Consider the following 16,744-nt stretch of genomic DNA (forward strand, 5'->3'; position numbering starts at 1 on the left):
CCGGCGTGTCAGTGCGCGCTGGCTCCGGCAGCGCCGATGCCGGTCTCCGAGCGCATTTGCTGCGCCTCGTAGCCGGCGCGGTCGATGCGGGCGCGTGCGCTCTTGTCCAGCAGCGAGAACAGGCAGATGCCGAGGAAGCCGGCCGGCATCGAGAAGATGGCCGGCGAAGCGTACGGGAACACCTCGGCGGCATTGCCAAGCACGTCCACCCACACCGACTTCGACAGCACCGTCAGCACCACGGCGGAGATCAGGCCGATAAAGCCGCCGATGGTGGCGCCGCGGGTGGTGCAGTCCTTCCATAGGACCGACATGAACAGCACCGGGAAGTTGGCCGACGCGGCGATGGCAAAGGCCAGCGATACCATGAAGGCAATGTTCTGCTTCTCGAACACGATGCCCAGCACCACGGCGACCACGCCCAGCGCGATGGTGGTCAGGCGCGACACGCGCAGTTCGCTGGTGCTGCTGGCCTTGCCCTTCTTGAAGACAGTGGCGTACAGGTCATGCGACACGGCCGAAGCACCCGACAGCGTCAGGCCGGCCACCACCGCCAGGATGGTGGCAAAGGCCACTGCGGAGATGAAGCCCAGGAAGACGTCGCCGCCCACGGCCTTGGCCAGGTGGATAGCCGCCATGTTGTTCCCGCCCAGCAGTTTGCCGGCGGCGTCCTTGAACTCCGGATTGGTGCTCACCAGTACGATGGCGCCGAAGCCGATGATGAAGGTCAGCACGTAGAAGTAGGCGATCCAGGTGGTGGCCCAGAACACCGACTTGCGCGCTTCCTTCGCGCTTGGCACGGTGAAGAACCGCATCAGGATGTGCGGCAGCCCGGCGGTGCCGAACATCAGCGCCATGCCGAAGGAGATCGCGGAGACCGGGTCCTTGATAAAGGTGCCGGGCCCCATGATGGCGTCGCCCTTGGCATGCACTTCAACCGATTTGGCGAACAGCGCTTCGGGACTGAAGTTGAACTGCGCCAGCACCACGATGGCCATGAAGCTGGCGCCGCCGAGCAGCATCACCGCCTTGATGATCTGCACCCAGGTGGTGGCGGTCATGCCGCCGAACAGCACGTAGATCATCATCAGCGAGCCGACCAGCACCACCGCGATCCAGTATTCGAGACCGAACAGCAGCTTGATCAGCTGACCGGCGCCGACCATCTGCGCGATCAGGTAGAAGGCCACCACCACCAGCGTGCCGGAGGCCGAGAAAATGCGGATCGGCGCCTGCTTGAAGCGGTAGGCGGCAACGTCGGCAAAAGTGAAGCGGCCCAGGTTGCGCAAGCGCTCCGCCATCAGGAAGGTGATCACGGGCCAGCCCACCAGGAAGCCGATGGCGTAGATCAAGCCGTCGTAGCCGTTCAGGAACACTGCGGCGGAAATGCCGAGGAAGGAAGCGGCCGACATGTAGTCGCCGGCGATGGCCAGGCCATTCTGGAAACCGGTGATGCCGCCGCCGGCGGTGTAGAAGTCGGACGCCGACTTGGTCTTGGCCGCCGCCCACTTGGTGACGAACAGCGTGAACACGACGAAGGCGCCGAACATCACGATGGCGGTCCAGTTGGTGGGCTGGCGCTCGGCCTGGCCGAGGTCGGCCCCGGCCGCCAGCGCGGCGCCGCTGGCACCCAGCAGCGCCAGCGCGCCAAGCCAGCTCAGGCTGCGTTGCGCGGCGTTCATGCTTGCACCCGCTGCTGTATGGCCTGGGTCAGCTCGTCGAACTGGCCGTTGGCGCGGCGCACATAGACCGCCGTGACCAGCACCGTGAACACGATGACGAGCAAGCCGATCGGCATGCCCCAGGTCATCACGCCGGCGCCGGTTTTCGCGGCGAGGAATTCCTTGTTGAAGGCGATCAGCAAGATGTAGCCGTAGTAGACCAGCATCATGAGCGCGGTCAGCGCCCAGCCGTAGCGGGAGCGCGACTTGACCAGCTGATGGTAGCTGGGGTCGCGCTTGATTTGTTGAACGAGATCGTCATGCACGGCTTGTCTCCTTGGGTTTGATATGTGGACGGTGCTCTTTTCCCAGAGCTTGCGTCCACAATAAACCGCCAGACTTACCGGCCCCTTACGCGTCCTGAAAAAAATTCAGAACGCGTCACCGGGCACGCGCACCCAGCCTTCCATCAGCACCCGCGCGCTGCGGCTCATAATGGCCTTGGTGACGCTCCATTCAGCGCCAGCCTGGGTCGCTTCGGCGCCGACGCGCAAGGTGCCCGACGGATGGCCGAAGCGCACCGCGCTGCGCGCGCCGCCGCCCGCCGCCAAATTGACCAGCGTGCCCGGCACCGCAGCGGCCGTGCCGATGGCCACTGCGGCGGTGCCCATCATGGCGTGGTGCAGCTTGCCCATCGACAGCGCACGCACCAGCAAATCGATATCGCCCGCAGCCACTGGCTTGCCGCTGGAAGACAGGTAAGCAGACGGCGGCGCAACGAAGGCCACCTTCGGGGTGTGCTGCCGCTGCGCGGCTTCATCGATATGCTTGATGAGGCCCATGCGCAGCGCGCCGTAGGCGCGGATGGCTTCAAAGCGCGCCAGCGCCTTGCTGTCGCCGTTGATCACGTCCTGCAGTTCGGTACCGGTGTAGCCGATGTCTTCCGCGTTGACGAAGATGGTCGGAATGCCGGCGTTGATCATGGTCGCTTTGAAGGTGCCGACGTCCGGCACTTCCAGTTCATCGACCAGGTTCCCGGTCGGGAACATCGACTTGCTCGCCCCCTCGCCCGCGCCCTCCTCGTCCGCCGCCGGGTCCATGAATTCGAGCTGCACTTCGGCCGCCGGGAAGGTCACGCCGTCCAGTTCGAAGTCGCCGGTTTCCTGCACTTCGCCATTGTTCATGGGAACGTGGGCGATGATGGTCTTGCCGATGTTGGCCTGCCAGATGCGCACCACGGCCACACCGTCGCGCGGCACGCGGCCAGCATCCACCAGGCCTCCGCTGATGGCGAAGGCGCCGACGGCCGCCGACAGGTTGCCGCAGTTGCCGCTCCAGTCGACGAAGGCCTTGTCGATGGCGACCTGGCCGAACAGGTAGTCGACATCGTGCTCCGGCCTGGCGCTTTTCGACAGGATCACCGTTTTGCTGGTGCTCGATGTGGCGCCGCCCATGCCGTCGATCTGCTTGCCATACGGGTCCGGGCTGCCGATCACGCGCAGCAGCAAGGCGTCGCGCGCCTTGCCCGGAAGCTGCGCCGCTTGCGGCAGGTCCTGCAGGCGGAAGAACACGCCCTTGCTGGTGCCGCCACGCATATAGGTGGCGGCAATCTTGATTTGAGCCTGGTGTGCCATGGTCATGCAGCCTTTGCCGATTCGAGGAAATCCTGTGCGAAGCGCTGCAACACACCGCCCGCTTCGTAGATCGACACTTCCTCCGCCGTGTCCAGGCGGCAGATCACCGGTACCTCGACGGTGTCGCCGTTCCTGCGGTGGATCACCAGCGTGAGCACGGCGCGCGGCGTGCGCTCGCCTTTCACATCGAAGGTCTCGGTGCCGTCGATGCCCAGGGTCAGGCGGTTCACGCCCGGCGTAAACTCCAGCGGCAGCACGCCCATGCCCACCAGGTTGGTGCGGTGGATGCGCTCGAAGCCTTCGGCCGCGATCGCTTCCACGCCGGCCAGGCGCACGCCTTTGGCGGCCCAGTCGCGCGAAGAACCCTGGCCATAGTCCGCGCCGGCGATCACGATCAGCGGCTGCTTGCGCTCCATATAGGTTTCAATGGCTTCCCACATGCGCGTGACCTTGCCTTCCGGCTCGATGCGCGCCAGCGAACCGGCTTTCACCTTGCCGTCTTCCAGCACCATTTCGTTCTTCAGCGTCGGGTTGGCAAAGGTGGCGCGCTGCGCGGTCAGGTGGTCGCCGCGGTGGGTGGCGTAGGAATTGAAGTCCTCTTCCGGCAAGCCCATTTTCGCCAGGTATTCGCCGGCCGCGCTGTCGAGCATGATGGCGTTCGACGGCGACAGGTGGTCGGTGGTGATGTTGTCGCCCAGCACCGCCAGCGGACGCATGCCGGCCAGGCTGCGCGCGCCGGCCAGCGCGCCTTCCCAGTACGGCGGGCGGCGGATGTAGGTGGTCTGCGGACGCCAGTCGTACAGCGGGCTGACGTTCACGCCGTCGTCGGCCTGCTTGGCGAACATCGGGATGTAGACCTTGTGGAAGTGCTCGGGCTTGACGCTGGCCGCGACCAGGGCGTCGATGTCTTCGTCGCTCGGCCAGATGTCGGCCAGGCGGATCTCCTTGCCGTCGGCCGTCACGCCCAGCACATCCTTTTCGATGTCGAAGCGGATGGTGCCGGCGATGGCGTAGGCCACCACCAGCGGCGGCGAAGCCAGGAAGGCCTGCTTGGCGTAGGGATGGATGCGGCCGTCGAAGTTGCGGTTGCCGGACAGGACAGCGGTGGCGTACAAGTCGCGCTCGATGACTTCCTTCTGGATGACAGGGTCGAGCGCCCCCGACATGCCGTTGCAGGTGGTGCAGGCGTATGCCACCACGCCGAAGCCCAGCTGTTCCAGCTCGCGCATCAGGTGCGCCTCTTCCAGGTACAGCGTCACGGCCTTGGAACCGGGCGCCAGCGAGCTTTTCACCCAGGGCTTGCGGCTTAGGCCCAGCTTGTTGGCGTTGCGCGCCAGCAGGCCGGCAGCGATCATGTTGCGCGGGTTGTTGGTATTGGTGCAGCTGGTGATGGCGGCGATGATGACGGCGCCGTCCGGCATCAAGCCCGGCTCGCTTTCCACCACGCCGGAAATGCCGCGCGCGGCCAACTCGGAGGTCGGCACCCGCTTGTGGGGATTGGACGGGCCGGCGATATTGCGCACCACCGTCGAGAGATCGAAGCGGATCACGCGTTCGTACTTGGCGTGCTTGAGTTCATCGGCCCACAGGCCGGTCTCCTTGGCGTAGACCTCCACCAGGTCCACCAGCGCGGCGTCGCGGCCGGTCAGCTTCAGGTACTTGATGGTCTGGTCGTCGATGTAGAACATGGCGGCGGTGGAACCGAATTCCGGCGCCATGTTGGAGATCGTCGCGCGGTCGCCCAGTGTCAGGTGGGTAGCGCCCTCGCCGAAGAACTCCAGGTAGGACGACACCACTTTTTCCTTGCGCAGGAATTCGGTCAGCGCCAGCACCGTATCGGTGGCGGTGATGCCTTCGCCCGGCTTGCCGGTCAGCTCCACGCCGATGATATCCGGCAGGCGCATCCAGGAGGCGCGGCCCAGCATCACGCTCTCCGCTTCCAGGCCGCCCACGCCGATGGCGATCACGCCCAGCGCGTCCACCATCGGGGTATGCGAGTCGGTGCCCACCAGCGTGTCCGGATAGGCCACGCCGTTCTGCACCTGCACCACGGGCGACATGCGCTCCAGGTTGATCTGGTGCAGGATGCCGTTTCCGGGCGGGATCACATCGACATTCTTGAACGCCTTCTTGGTCCAGTTGATAAAGTCGAAGCGGTCTTCGTTGCGCCGGTCTTCAATGGCGCGATTCTTGTCGAAAGCGTCAGGATCGAAGCCGCCGCATTCCACCGCCAGCGAGTGGTCCACCACCAGCTGGGTCGGCACCACCGGGTTGACCAGGGCCGGATCGCCGCCCTGCAGGGCGATGGCGTCGCGCAGGCCGGCCAGGTCCACCAGCGCGGTCTGGCCCAGGATGTCGTGGCACACCACGCGGGCGGGGAACCACGGGAAGTCCAGGTCGCGCTTGCGTTCTATCAGCTGGGACAGCGACGCGTTCAGCGTGGCCGGGTCGCAGCGGCGCACCAAGTTCTCGGCCAGCACGCGCGAGGTGTACGGCAGCTTGTCGTACGCGCCTGGCTGGATGGCATCGACCGCGGCACGCGCGTCGAAGTAGTCTAGCTTGGTGCCCGGGAGGGGCTTGCGGTGAGCGGAGTTCATTATTTACGGTCCTTGATCGGCACGAAACTCAGGTCGTCCGGGCCGACGTAGTTCGCGCTCGGGCGGATGATCTTGTTGTCGATGCGCTGCTCAATGATGTGGGCGGCCCAGCCGGAGGTGCGCGAAATGACGAACAGCGGCGTGAACATGGCGGTCGGCACGCCCATCATGTGGTAGGACACGGCCGAGAACCAGTCCAGGTTGGGGAACATCTTCTTGATTTCCCACATCACCGACTCCAGACGCTCGGCGATGTCGAACATCTTGGTCGAACCGGCTTCCTCGGACAGCTTGCGCGCGACCTCCTTGATGACCACGTTGCGCGGGTCGGAGATGGTGTACACGGGATGGCCGAAGCCGATCACCACTTCCTTGTTTTCCACGCGCTTGCGGATGTCCGCTTCGGCTTCGTCGGCGTTCTCGTAGCGCTTCTGGATCTCGAACGCGAACTCGTTGGCGCCGCCGTGTTTCGGGCCGCGCAGCGCGCCGATGGCGCCGGTGATGGCCGAGTGGATGTCGGAACCGGTGCCGGCGATGACGCGGCTGGTGAAGGTGGATGCGTTGAACTCGTGTTCCGCGTACAGGATCAGCGACACGTGCATGGCTTTGACCCACGATGCGCTCGGCTTCTCGCCATGCAGCAGGTGCAGGAAGTGGCCGCCGATGGAGTCATCGTCGGTTTCCACTTCGATGCGTTTGCCGTTATGGCTGTAGTGGTACCAGTACAGCAGCATGGAGCCGAAGGACGCCATCAGGCGGTCGGCGATGTCGCGCGCACCCGGCACGTTGTGGTCATCCTTTTCCGGCAGCACGCAGCCCAGCACGGAGCAGCCGGTGCGCATCACGTCCATCGGGTGGGCCGACGCTGGCAGCGCTTCGAGCGCCGACTTGACCGCCTGCGGCAGGCCGCGCAGCGATTTCAGCCTGGCCTTGTAGCCGCGCAGTTCCGATTCGGTGGGCAGCTTGCCGTGCACCAGCAGGAAGGCGATTTCCTCGAACTCGCTGGTGGTGGCCACGTCCAGGATGTCGTAGCCGCGGTAGTGCAGGTCGTTGCCGGTTTTACCGACCGAGCACAATGCGGTATTGCCGGCGGTAACGCCGGACAGGGCAACGGATTTTTTAGGCTTGAAGGTAGGGGCTTGTTCGGTCATTTGGGGTCTCCTCGATTAGCTATTTTTTTTCGCAGCGAACAGGGCGTCCAGCTTCTGTTCGAAGTCGTGGTAGTTGATGCGCTCATACAGCTCCTGGCGGGTCTGCATGGTGTCCAGCACGCCCTGCTGGGTGCCGTCGCGGCGGATCGCGCCGTAGACGTTTTCCGCAGCCTTGTTCATGGCGCGGAAGGCGGACAGCGGGTACAGCACCAGGCCGACGTCGGCCGAGCGCAGCTCGTCCACCGTGAACAGCGGGGTGGCGCCGAACTCGGTGATGTTGGCCAGGATGGGCACGCCCACCGCCTTGGCGAACTGCTTGTACATGTCGAGCGAGATCATCGCTTCAGGGAAGATCATGTCGGCGCCGGCTTCCACGCAGGCCACGGCGCGCTCGATGGCGGCGTCCAGGCCTTCCACGGCCAGCGCGTCGGTGCGGGCCATGATGACGAAGTTCTCGTCGGTGCGCGCATCGACGGCGGCCTTGATGCGGTCCACCATCTCTGCCTTCGATACGATTTCCTTGCCCGGACGGTGGCCGCAGCGCTTGGCGCCCACCTGGTCTTCGATGTGCATGGCGGCGGCGCCGAACTTGATCATGGACTTGACGGTGCGCGCCACATTGAAGGCGGAAGCGCCAAAGCCAGTGTCCACGTCCACCAGCAGCGGCAGGTCGCACACGTCGGTGATGCGGCGCACGTCGGTCAGCACGTCGTCCAGGTTGGAGATGCCCAGGTCGGGCAGGCCCAGCGAACCGGCTGCGACGCCGCCGCCGGACAGGTAGATGGCCTTGAAGCCGGCGCGCTTGGCCAGCAGCGCGTGGTTGGCGTTGATGGCGCCGACGACCTGCAGCGGGGACTCTTCCTGGACGGCTTTGCGGAACGCGGCGCCTGCGGAGTATTGGCTCATGTGATGCCCTTTCAAGTTAGGTTGCAGCCACTATTGCAAATGCCGTGCCAGATGCTGAAGTACCGCAAAATCAAGCACTTGCCTCCATGGGCAACAGCGTCGCATGTTTCATATTGAAACACAATGAAACATTGAAACCAGAATGGACTACAATTGAAACATGCGCCATGCTTCTCCCCCGCCCTTCGATGCCGCCGACAAACCCGTAATCTGGACGGTGGCCGTGTCGCGCCTGTCCGAGCTGTTCCGTGACATCACGCTGGAATACGACGAGCTGGCCACGATAGAACCGATCAACCTCGGTTTCGACGAGGCGGCGCGCCACATCCGCGAACGCATGGCCACGGAGCGCTGCGACGCGGTGATCGCAGCCGGCTCCAACGCGGCCTACCTGAAGGGGCGGCTGTCGGTGCCGGTGGTGATCGCCAAGGCCAGCGGTTTCGACGTGATGCAGGCACTGGCGCGCGCGCGGCGGGTGTCCGAACGCATCGGCGTCATCACCTACCAGGACAAGATGACCGAGCTGGCCGAGTTTACCGCCACCTTCGGTTTCGACGTGGCGCAGCGCACCTACGCCACCGAAGAGGATGCAAGGGCCCAGATCAACGACCTGAAGGCGTCCGGCGTGCGCGCCATCGTCGGCGCGGGGCTGATCACCGACCTGGCCGAGGAAGCCGGACTGACGGCGGTGTTCATGTACTCCGCCGCATCGATCCGGCGCGCCTTCGACGACGCACTGGAAATGGCGCGCCTGACCCAGCTCGAGGCGAACCGCGCGCGCAGCCGCGTGGGCGTGGTGGCGGACACGCTGCGCGCACGCCATGGCCTGAACGATCTGCGCGGCGAATCGGCCGCGATGGAAAAGACGCGGCAGGCCGTGGTGCTGTACGCGAAGTCACCCGCCACGGTGCTGATCCAGGGCGAGACCGGCTGCGGCAAGGAACTGGTGGCGCAGGCCATCCACCGCGAAGCGCCGCGCGCGCTGGGGGCGAACCGGCCCTTCGTGGCGGTCAATTGCGGCGCCATCGCCGAGTCGCTGCTGGAGTCCGAACTGTTCGGGCATGAGGAAGGCGCGTTCACCGGCGCGCGGCGCGGCGGGCACGCGGGACTGTTCGAAGCGGCCAACCGGGGCACGCTGTTTTTGGACGAAATCGGCGAAATGCCGCTGGCGCTGCAAACGCGCCTGCTGCGGGTGCTGGAGGAGCGCGAAGTGGTGCGGGTCGGCGGCACGCGGCCGATCGCCATCAACGTGCGCATCATCAGCGCTACCCACTGCGACCTCGAGCAGCGTGTGCGCGAAGGCCGCTTCCGCGCCGACCTGTTCTACCGGCTGGCGGTGCTGCGCCTGGCGCTGCCGCCGCTGCGCGAGCGCGCGGACGATATCGTTCCGCTGGCGGAGTGGTCGCTGAAGAACGCGCTGGCGGCGCTGGGCGCGCGGCCGCATCCCAATCTGCACGCCGAAATCAGCGCCTGCGCCCCGCTGCTGCTGGGCTACGGCTGGCCGGGCAACGTGCGCGAACTGCGCAACCTGACCGAACGGCTGGCGCTGTTCCTGGCGGCCGAGCCGCTGCAGGCGCTCACTCCAGGTTTCGTGCTGGGCGTCGCGCCCGAGCTGCAGGGCAGCGCCAGCATGGCGGCGGCAGGCGCCGGAGCGGCCCTGGCAGCCGCCAGCGGCCCCTTCCCGTCGCCCGCCGCGTCGGCGGGCGGCACTGGCAGCCAGGAAAGTGCCAGCGCCGTTCTCGCACGTTTCGGCGGCCGCCGCGACGCCGCCGCCGACTACCTCGGCATCAGCCGCACCACCCTCTGGCGCCGCCTGCGCGCCGAGCAGGGTAGCTAACGCCTCCCCCAGGCGGCTTACGCGCCAGGCGCCAAGCCGCCCTACCGCCGCGCAACCCGCCAATCAGCACCGCAGCCGCCGGCTATTTACTCTTGTCCGGGAAGGCCGGACGCACCGGACGCACAGGAGGGTTCTTCACCAGTTCGGCCTTGATCACCTCGATCGCCTTCTCCAGCTGCGGATCGCGGCCCGCGATCACCAGTGCCGGGGTCTGCTCGACCTCGATATCCGGCGCCACGCCCTCGTTCTCCACGCCCCAGCCGCCGTCGCGCGTCCAGAACGCCAGGTTGGGCGCCATGATGAAACCGCCATCCATCAGCACCGGGAAGCCGAGAATGCCCACCAGCCCGCCCCAGGTGCGCTTGCCGATCAAAGGTCCCATCTGGTTTTTGCGGAACATCCACGGCAACAGGTCGCCGCCGGAACCGGCCGTCTCGTCGATCAGCATGGCGCGCGGGCCCTGGATGGAGGCCGACGGCGTCTTCATGTCGGCGCCGTAGCGCATGGTCCACCACGCGATCTCCTTCTTCTGCAGGATCTCGATGTAGTAGTCGGCCACGCTGCCGCCGCCGTTGAAGCGCTCGTCGATGATGACGGCGTCCTTGTCGGCCTGCGGGAAGAAGTAGCGCTTGAAGTAGGTGTGGCCCAGCCCCGCCGTATTCGGCACGTAGACGTAGGCCACGCGGCCGTTAGTGGCCGCGTGCACCTTGCGGATATTCCCTTCCACCCAGTCGCGGTTGCGCAGCGCGTCCTCGTTCGCCACCGGCACCACGGTGATGGTGCGCGACTTGCTGCCGTCCGGATTGGGGCCGACGGTGATGTCGATGGCCTTGTTGGCGGTGTTCTCGAACGCGCTGTACAGATTGGTCGGCGGCAGCAGCGGACGGCTTTCCACCGCCAGCAGGTACTCGCCGGCCTTCACGTTCAGGCCCGGCTCGGTGAGCGGCGCGCGCAGCGTGGGGTTCCAGTTCAAGCCGCCGTACACTTTCTTGAAGCGGTAGTGGCCATTGGCGATCTCGTAGTCCGCGCCCAGCAGGCCGCCCGGCACGGCGCGGCTTTCGACGAAGTTGTCGCCGCCGCCGCCGCGATGGTGGCCCACCGCCAGTTCACTGCACATCCACTGGATCAGGCGGTTCAGGTCCGCGCGGCTGGACAGGTCGGGCAGGAAGGCGGCGTACTTGTCGCGCATCTTGTTCCAGTCCACGCCGTGCATGCCGGGGTCGTAGAAGAAGTCGCGGTTGATGCGCCATGCTTCATTGAAGATCTGCACCCACTCGGCGCGCGGTTCGGCCTTCACTTCAATGTTGTCGACCTTGATGCGGCCTTCGCCGGCCGGCAGCATCTTTCCGGTGGCCGAACCCATCACCCAGTTTTCCTTGTGCTTGTAGAGCAGCTTCTTGCCGTCCGCCGAGATGTCGTAGCCATCCACTTCCGCCACCAGGGTTTCCGCCTTGCGGTCCTTCAGGTCGAAGCGCTGCACCGCCTTCTTGCCGTCCGCCTCGCGCATGAAGAAGATCTGCCCGGCGGCGCCGGCTTCCAGCTCGGAGATCTGCGCGGCGGGCACCGGCAGATCGATGATGCGGGTTTCGATACCGTCGAAATCGATGGAAATCGGGGCCACCACGGCCAGCGCCACCTTCGGGTCGTCGCGCCCGGTTTTCGGATCAACCTTGGGCGGCTCGGCCGCTTCGGCTTCGGCCTTGGCGGCCTTGGCCGCGTCCTTCGCCGTGTCTTTTTTCTCCGGCTCTTTCGGGGCCGATGGCGGCGCGCCCTTCTCCTCGTCGCTTTCCTTGATCAGCGGCGACGGCAGGTCGCGCCGCAGCACCGCCATCCAGATGGTGCGCGTGACCAGGTTGTCCTCGTTCTGCTGCGAGAACCAGTTGTTGCTTGGGCCGGCGTTGGTGGAGGCGAAGAAGTACAGGTATTTGCCGCTCTTGTCGAACACGGGATTGGCCACATCGGACAGGCCGTCGGTCACCGCGTACGATTTATTCTGTTCCAGCGAGTAGATGTAGGCGGAGCGCGTGTAGCTCATCGAATTGAGCGTGTAGGCGATCCAGCGCGAGTCGGGCGCCCAGGCTGCGCGCAGAGTCTTGTTCACGCCGTACAGCGGCTCGGCGGCCACCTTTTTTGTCGCGCCGGTGGCAACGTCCAGCACGTACATGGTCCAGGCGTTGTCGGTGTAGGCGATCTTCTTGCAGTCGGGCGACCACACCAGGTTGTCGTAATAGCCGGCGCCGGCGAGCTTGAATTTTCTCGCCGCGCCTTTGCCGTCCTGCTGGCGGATGTGCAGTTCATACTCGCCCGACGCGTCGGAGGTGTACGCCACCGAGCGGCCGTCTGGCGACCAGGCCGGGTTGCGTTCGTGCGCCGACGAGCTCTGCGTCAAGTTGCGCACGTCGCCCTTGTCGGCCGGAATGGTGACGATCTCGCCCCGGAACTCATACGCTACGCGCGCGCCGGACGGGGAAATGGAGGCGTTGCGGATGTATTTGGCGCCACGTACCCAGCGCTCGCGCGACAGTCCCAGGTCCGTGCTGACGCCGACGGTCAGCTTGTTCGCCTTGGCCCCGGCAAGGTCCAGCGTGTGCAGATAACCGGCCTGCTCGTACACCAGCGTGTTGCCCGAGGCAGCGATGTTCAGCACCGGGAAGTCGCGGTGGTTGGTGACCTGGCGCACGGCCTTGGTTTTCAGGTCGTAGGCGTGCAGGTTGAATTCGCCGCTGCGGTCGGAACGGAAGTAGACCGTATCGCCTAGCCACACCGGATCGACGTCGTTGGAATGGGTCGCGGGCTGCGGGATTTTTTCCACCGACTTGTCGCCGAAGCTGTACAGCCACAGGATGGAGTTGGTGCCGCCGCGATAGCGCTTCCACTGCGTGAACGCGGGCGAGAACGGGTTGTACGCCACGCGCTTGCCATCCGGCGAATAGGCAGCGCGCGCGGCGTTCGGGATCTCCAGTTCGGTCTCCACGCCGCCATTCACCGGCACCGTGAACAGCTTGCGGTAGCGGTTGTTGAATGCCGCGCGCGGGGAGGTGAACAGGACGGATTTGCCGTCCGGCGCGAAACCTTGCGCGACATCCGGGCCGGGGTGGTAGGTCAGGCGCCTGGGCACGCCGCCCTCCACCGGCAGCACGTACACGTCGGCATTGCCGTCCAGCTGCGCGGTGTAGGCCAGCAGTTTGCCGTCCGGCGAGAACACGGGATTGGATTTGTCGCCCACGTCCGAGGTCAGGCGGCGCGGCGCGCTGCCGTCCAGGTTGGCCAGCCACAGGTCGCCCGCGTACATGAAGGCGATGTGGCGCGCCGATACGGCCGGCTCGCTCAGCATGCGGGTGTCGCCGGTGTTGGGAAGCGCTGCGGCGGATTGTGCGATCAGCATGGCGCTGGCGGCGGCCAGCGGGGCAATGGCGGTTCTGAGACTGTGTCGTTTCAAGTGTGGCTCGCTCGGTGGTTGGGAACATGGCAATACCTGGTTGGCAAATATACACTACCCCGCCACGCCGTTCATCCTCAATTTTTACCGCTCATCCCAAGGCCGTGGCTGCCCCGGCGGGGCGCCGGTAGCATGGTCTCCATTGCCACCACTCACAAGGAACGACACCATGTTCAAACGCCTGATCTCCCGCACCCTGTTCACCTGCGCGGCGCTGCTGCCCGCCATAGGCGCCACAGCTGCCAGCCATCCCGCCTTCAACGTGAAGGTCACCGGCAGCGGCGCACCCGTGATCCTGATTCCGGGCCTGGCATCCCCTGGCGAGGTGTGGGATGGCACCGTGCAGCGCTTCTGCGCCAAGCGCCAGTGCCATGTGCTGACGCTGGCCGGCTTCGCGGGCACGCCCGCCATCGAGGCGCCGCTGCTGCCAGCGGCCGAGCAACAGCTGTCGGACTATATCGCCGAGCACAGGATGGAACAGCCGGTATTGATCGGGCACAGCATGGGCGCCTACCTGGCGCTGAAGCTCGCGGCTGACCACCCGGCGCAAGTGGGCCGCGTGGTGGTGGTGGACATGTTGCCAGCACTGGCTGCCACGCAGATGCCGAACATGACGCCGGAGCAGCTGGAGGCAGTGGCTGCGCAAGCGCGCGACCGCACCCTGCAGGCGGACGATGCTTCATTCGCAACGCAGCAGCGCCGCACGGCGGGCACCATGGCGAGTTCCGCCGCGGACGTCGAGCGCATCGTGGGCTGGGGCCAGAAGTCCGACCGCAAGGCCATGGCGACCTCGATGTACCAGATGCTGTCGCATGACCTGCGTCCGGACCTGGCGCGCGTGACTGCGCCGACGCTGGTGCTGGCCGGCTGGGCGGCCCACAAGGGCATGCTGCCGCGCAGCGCGATCGAAGCCATGTACCAAGGCCAGTACCGGCTGCTGCCCGACGTGAAATTCGAGCTGACCGACACTGCGCGCCACTTCATCATGTACGACGATCCAGAATGGATGTATGCTCGCATCGACCAATTTTTGAATCAAAAATAATGGACCACGCTACCCGCCCTTGGCCCACGCGCCTTAACTGGTATTGGACACTTCAGTTGATCGGCTGGCTGTGCATCCTGTTGTTTGTACTGGCCACTTATAGCTGGACGCTGCACATGAAGGGCGTGGTGCTGACCACCGTCTGGTCAGCCGCCAGCGGCCTGTTGCTCTCGCATGGCTGGCGCTGGTTTTTCAAGCGCCGAGGGTGGCACACGCCGCGCATTCGCTGGCAAATGTTCGCCTTGCCGGCGCTGGTGCTCTCGCCGCTGCAAGCGGCTAGCGTCACACTGGGCATCAGGCTGATTCAGAACTCGTCGCCGGCGAACTATGGCTTCCTGCCGATGGCGCTGACCTTCTGGGCGCTGGTCTTCATCAGCTGGACCGGTTTCTATCTGATGGTCAAAGCTATCGGCCGTGCGGCGCGCTTCGAGGCGGAGGCGCTGCGGCTGGAAGTAAGTGGCAAGGACGCGGAACTGCGCGCCTTGCAGGCGCAGGTCAATCCGCACTTCTTCTTCAATAGCCTGAACAGCGTGCGCGGCCTGATCTACGAGGATCGCGACGCGGCGGCGCGGATGATAGACCAGCTGGCGAGCCTGATGCGCTATGCGCTGCAATCCGGCCAGACCGGCACCGTCCCGCTGTCCGCGGAAATGGAGGCGGTGCAGGCTTACCTGGCGATCGAACAGATACGCTTCGAGGAGCGCCTGCGCGCCAGCGTGCACATCGACGCCGGCCTGGAGGCGGTGCAGGTGCCGCCGATGGCGCTGCAAACGCTGGTGGAGAACGCCGTGAAGTATGGCGTGGAGAGCAGCACCACGGGCAGCGACATTACCATCACCGCGCGCCGCGCGGGAGGCTGCATACTGATCGAGATCGCCAACACAGGCGCGCTGCGCCAGTTCAGCAATTCCACGCAAGTCGGGCTGAACAACGCGCGCAAGCGGCTGGCGCTGGCGGTGGGACAAGGCGCCAGCCTCGACTTGTCTGAAACCGGCGGCTGTGTGCGCGCCAGGCTGACACTGCCGGAGGCTGCCTGATGCGCGTACTGCTGGTGGACGACGAACGCCTGGCGCGCGCCGAACTGCGCCGCCTGCTGGCCGCGCATCCGGTGATGGAGATCGTAGGCGAGGCGGTCAGCGCGGCCGATGCCGTAACGCAGATCGCGGCGCTGCGGCCCGACCTGCTGCTGCTGGACGTGCAGATGCCCGGCGGCAGCGGTTTCGATCTGTTGGCCTCGCTGGACAATGTACCGGACGTGATCTTCACGACGGCATTCGACCGATTTGCGTTGCAGGCGTTCGAGGTGAATGCTTTGGACTATTTGCAAAAGCCCATCCAGCCGGCGCGCATGGCGGCTGCGCTGGCACGCGCGGCCCAGCGCAGGCAGGCTGCGGCGGCAGTGGCCGCAGCAGGGGCGGCGGCGATGCCTGCCGCCCCCACGGAACCGCCGGCGCCGCACAAGATCTTCATCAAGGACGGCGAGCGCTGCTGGTTCGTCGCGCTGCACGATATCCGTTTATTCGAGTCCGAAGGCAATTACACGCGCGTCTACTTCGATGGCCAGCAGCCGCTCATGCTGCGCACCCTGACGCAGCTGGAGGAGAAGCTCGATCCGCAGCGCTTCTTCCGCGCCAGCCGGCGCCACATCGTCAACCTGGACTGTGTGCGCAGCGTGGCCCCGAACGACGCAGGCGGGCTCGATCTGGTGCTGCAGGGCGGCCCGGCAGTGGAAGTATCCCGCCGCCGCGCAGCCCAGTTCAAACTCCTCTCAAGCTTATGACACCGCTGCTCCTGATCCCCGGCTACATGCTGGATGAAACCCTGTGGGACGACGTGCTGCCGCTGCTTGGCGTGGACCGGCCCATCATCCACGGCAGCCTGCGCGAAGGCGGCGCCGTGGAAGAAATGGCGCGCCGCATCCTGGCCGCCAGCCCGCCGCGCCTCGTGCTGGCCGGTTTTTCCATGGGCGGCTACATCGCCCGCGAGATCGCGCGGCTGGCGCCCGAACGGGTGCAGTCGCTGATTCTGGTCGCCACCTCCAGCCGGCCGGACTCGCAGGCCACGCGCGAACAACGCGCCAAGGCGGCCCGGAATACGCCGCAGGGGCCGTTCCGTGGGCTCAGCAAGGGCGCCATCGTCACGTCGCTGCACCCGGACCAGGCTGGCAACGCCGCGCTGGTCGAGCGCGTGCGCGCCATGGGCGCGCGGCTGGGACGCGACGTGTTCCTGCGCCAGTCGCTGCTGGAACGCGGCGACATGGAACGGCTGGGCGCCATCGCCTGCCCTACCCTGGTAATCGCGGCCGCGCAGGACCAGCTGCGCTCCCTGGCCGAGGCCGAGGAACTGCGCGACGGCATTCCCGCCGCCAGACTGCAAGTGGTCGAGCGCAGCGGGCACCTGATTCCGCTCGAGCAGCCCGCCGCGCTGGCGCAGCTGATGCTGGACTGGCTGCAATCCAGCCAATAAAGGCAAGG

At 65.9% G+C, this 16,744-nt stretch carries 12 protein-coding genes; 5 read left to right on the forward strand and 7 right to left on the reverse strand.

All coding sequences use genetic code 11. From position 1 onward, the window contains the following. Window positions 1–8 precede the first annotated feature (8 nt). From ASD15_RS30070 to prpB, 6 genes are all read right to left on the reverse strand, one after another. On the reverse strand, window positions 9–1,682 hold the full coding sequence (locus ASD15_RS30070; protein ID WP_057158757.1) for a cation acetate symporter: 1,674 nt from the start codon (window positions 1,680–1,682) through the stop codon (window positions 9–11). Then, a complete protein-coding gene (locus ASD15_RS30075; RefSeq protein ID WP_057158758.1) occupies window positions 1,679–1,987 on the reverse strand; it encodes a DUF485 domain-containing protein in 309 nt (102 codons plus the stop codon). The genes ASD15_RS30070 and ASD15_RS30075 overlap by 4 nt, the downstream gene beginning before the upstream one ends. 105 nt (window positions 1,988–2,092) lie before the next feature. Beyond that, window positions 2,093–3,295, reverse strand: coding sequence for a 2-methylaconitate cis-trans isomerase PrpF (gene prpF / locus ASD15_RS30080; protein WP_057158997.1), 1,203 nt, complete (start codon window positions 3,293–3,295; stop codon window positions 2,093–2,095). A gap of 2 nt (window positions 3,296–3,297) precedes the next feature. After that, window positions 3,298–5,892 carry a Fe/S-dependent 2-methylisocitrate dehydratase AcnD gene (gene acnD, locus ASD15_RS30085; RefSeq protein WP_057158759.1) on the reverse strand — a complete coding sequence of 865 codons (2,595 nt, stop codon included), beginning with the start codon at window positions 5,890–5,892 and terminating at the stop codon, window positions 3,298–3,300. Then, window positions 5,892–7,043 (reverse strand): 2-methylcitrate synthase, encoded by a 1,152-nt coding sequence (gene prpC / locus ASD15_RS30090; protein ID WP_057158760.1) that lies wholly within the window; start codon window positions 7,041–7,043, stop codon window positions 5,892–5,894. The genes acnD and prpC overlap by 1 nt, the downstream gene beginning before the upstream one ends. A 15-nt stretch (window positions 7,044–7,058) precedes the next feature. Further along, on the reverse strand, window positions 7,059–7,949 hold the full coding sequence (gene prpB, locus ASD15_RS30095; RefSeq protein ID WP_057158761.1) for a methylisocitrate lyase: 891 nt from the start codon (window positions 7,947–7,949) through the stop codon (window positions 7,059–7,061). 160 nt (window positions 7,950–8,109) lie between these two features. Between prpB and prpR the strand changes: the two genes are divergently transcribed. Then, a complete protein-coding gene (gene prpR, locus ASD15_RS30100; RefSeq protein WP_057158762.1) occupies window positions 8,110–9,786 on the forward strand; it encodes a propionate catabolism operon regulatory protein PrpR in 1,677 nt (558 codons plus the stop codon). An 82-nt stretch (window positions 9,787–9,868) separates the two neighbouring features. On the opposite strand, the gene ASD15_RS30105 is transcribed toward prpR, so the two are convergent. Continuing rightward, complete coding sequence (locus tag ASD15_RS30105; RefSeq protein ID WP_200954127.1) at window positions 9,869–13,225, reverse strand: S41 family peptidase; 3,357 nt, start codon at window positions 13,223–13,225, stop codon at window positions 9,869–9,871. 169 nt (window positions 13,226–13,394) lie between these two features. On the opposite strand from ASD15_RS30105, the gene ASD15_RS30110 reads away from it, so the two are divergent. From ASD15_RS30110 to ASD15_RS30125, 4 genes are read left to right on the forward strand one after another with little or no spacing between them, the layout of a single operon-like run. Beyond that, on the forward strand, window positions 13,395–14,270 hold the full coding sequence (locus ASD15_RS30110; RefSeq protein ID WP_057158764.1) for an alpha/beta fold hydrolase: 876 nt from the start codon (window positions 13,395–13,397) through the stop codon (window positions 14,268–14,270). A 56-nt stretch (window positions 14,271–14,326) separates the two neighbouring features. Then, window positions 14,327–15,307, forward strand: coding sequence for a sensor histidine kinase (locus tag ASD15_RS30115; RefSeq protein WP_229418393.1), 981 nt, complete (start codon window positions 14,327–14,329; stop codon window positions 15,305–15,307). Next, a complete protein-coding gene (locus ASD15_RS30120) occupies window positions 15,307–16,050 on the forward strand; it encodes a LytTR family DNA-binding domain-containing protein (RefSeq protein WP_057158766.1) in 744 nt (247 codons plus the stop codon). Before ASD15_RS30115 ends, ASD15_RS30120 begins: the two co-directional genes overlap by 1 nt. Further along, window positions 16,047–16,736, forward strand: a complete 690-nt coding sequence (locus ASD15_RS30125; protein WP_057158767.1) for an alpha/beta fold hydrolase — start codon at window positions 16,047–16,049, stop codon at window positions 16,734–16,736. Before ASD15_RS30120 ends, ASD15_RS30125 begins: the two co-directional genes overlap by 4 nt. Window positions 16,737–16,744: the final 8 nt, after the last annotated feature.

The sequence above is a fragment of the Massilia sp. Root351 genome, assembly GCF_001425045.1.
In the GTDB taxonomy this organism is placed as follows: domain Bacteria; phylum Pseudomonadota; class Gammaproteobacteria; order Burkholderiales; family Burkholderiaceae_D; genus Rugamonas.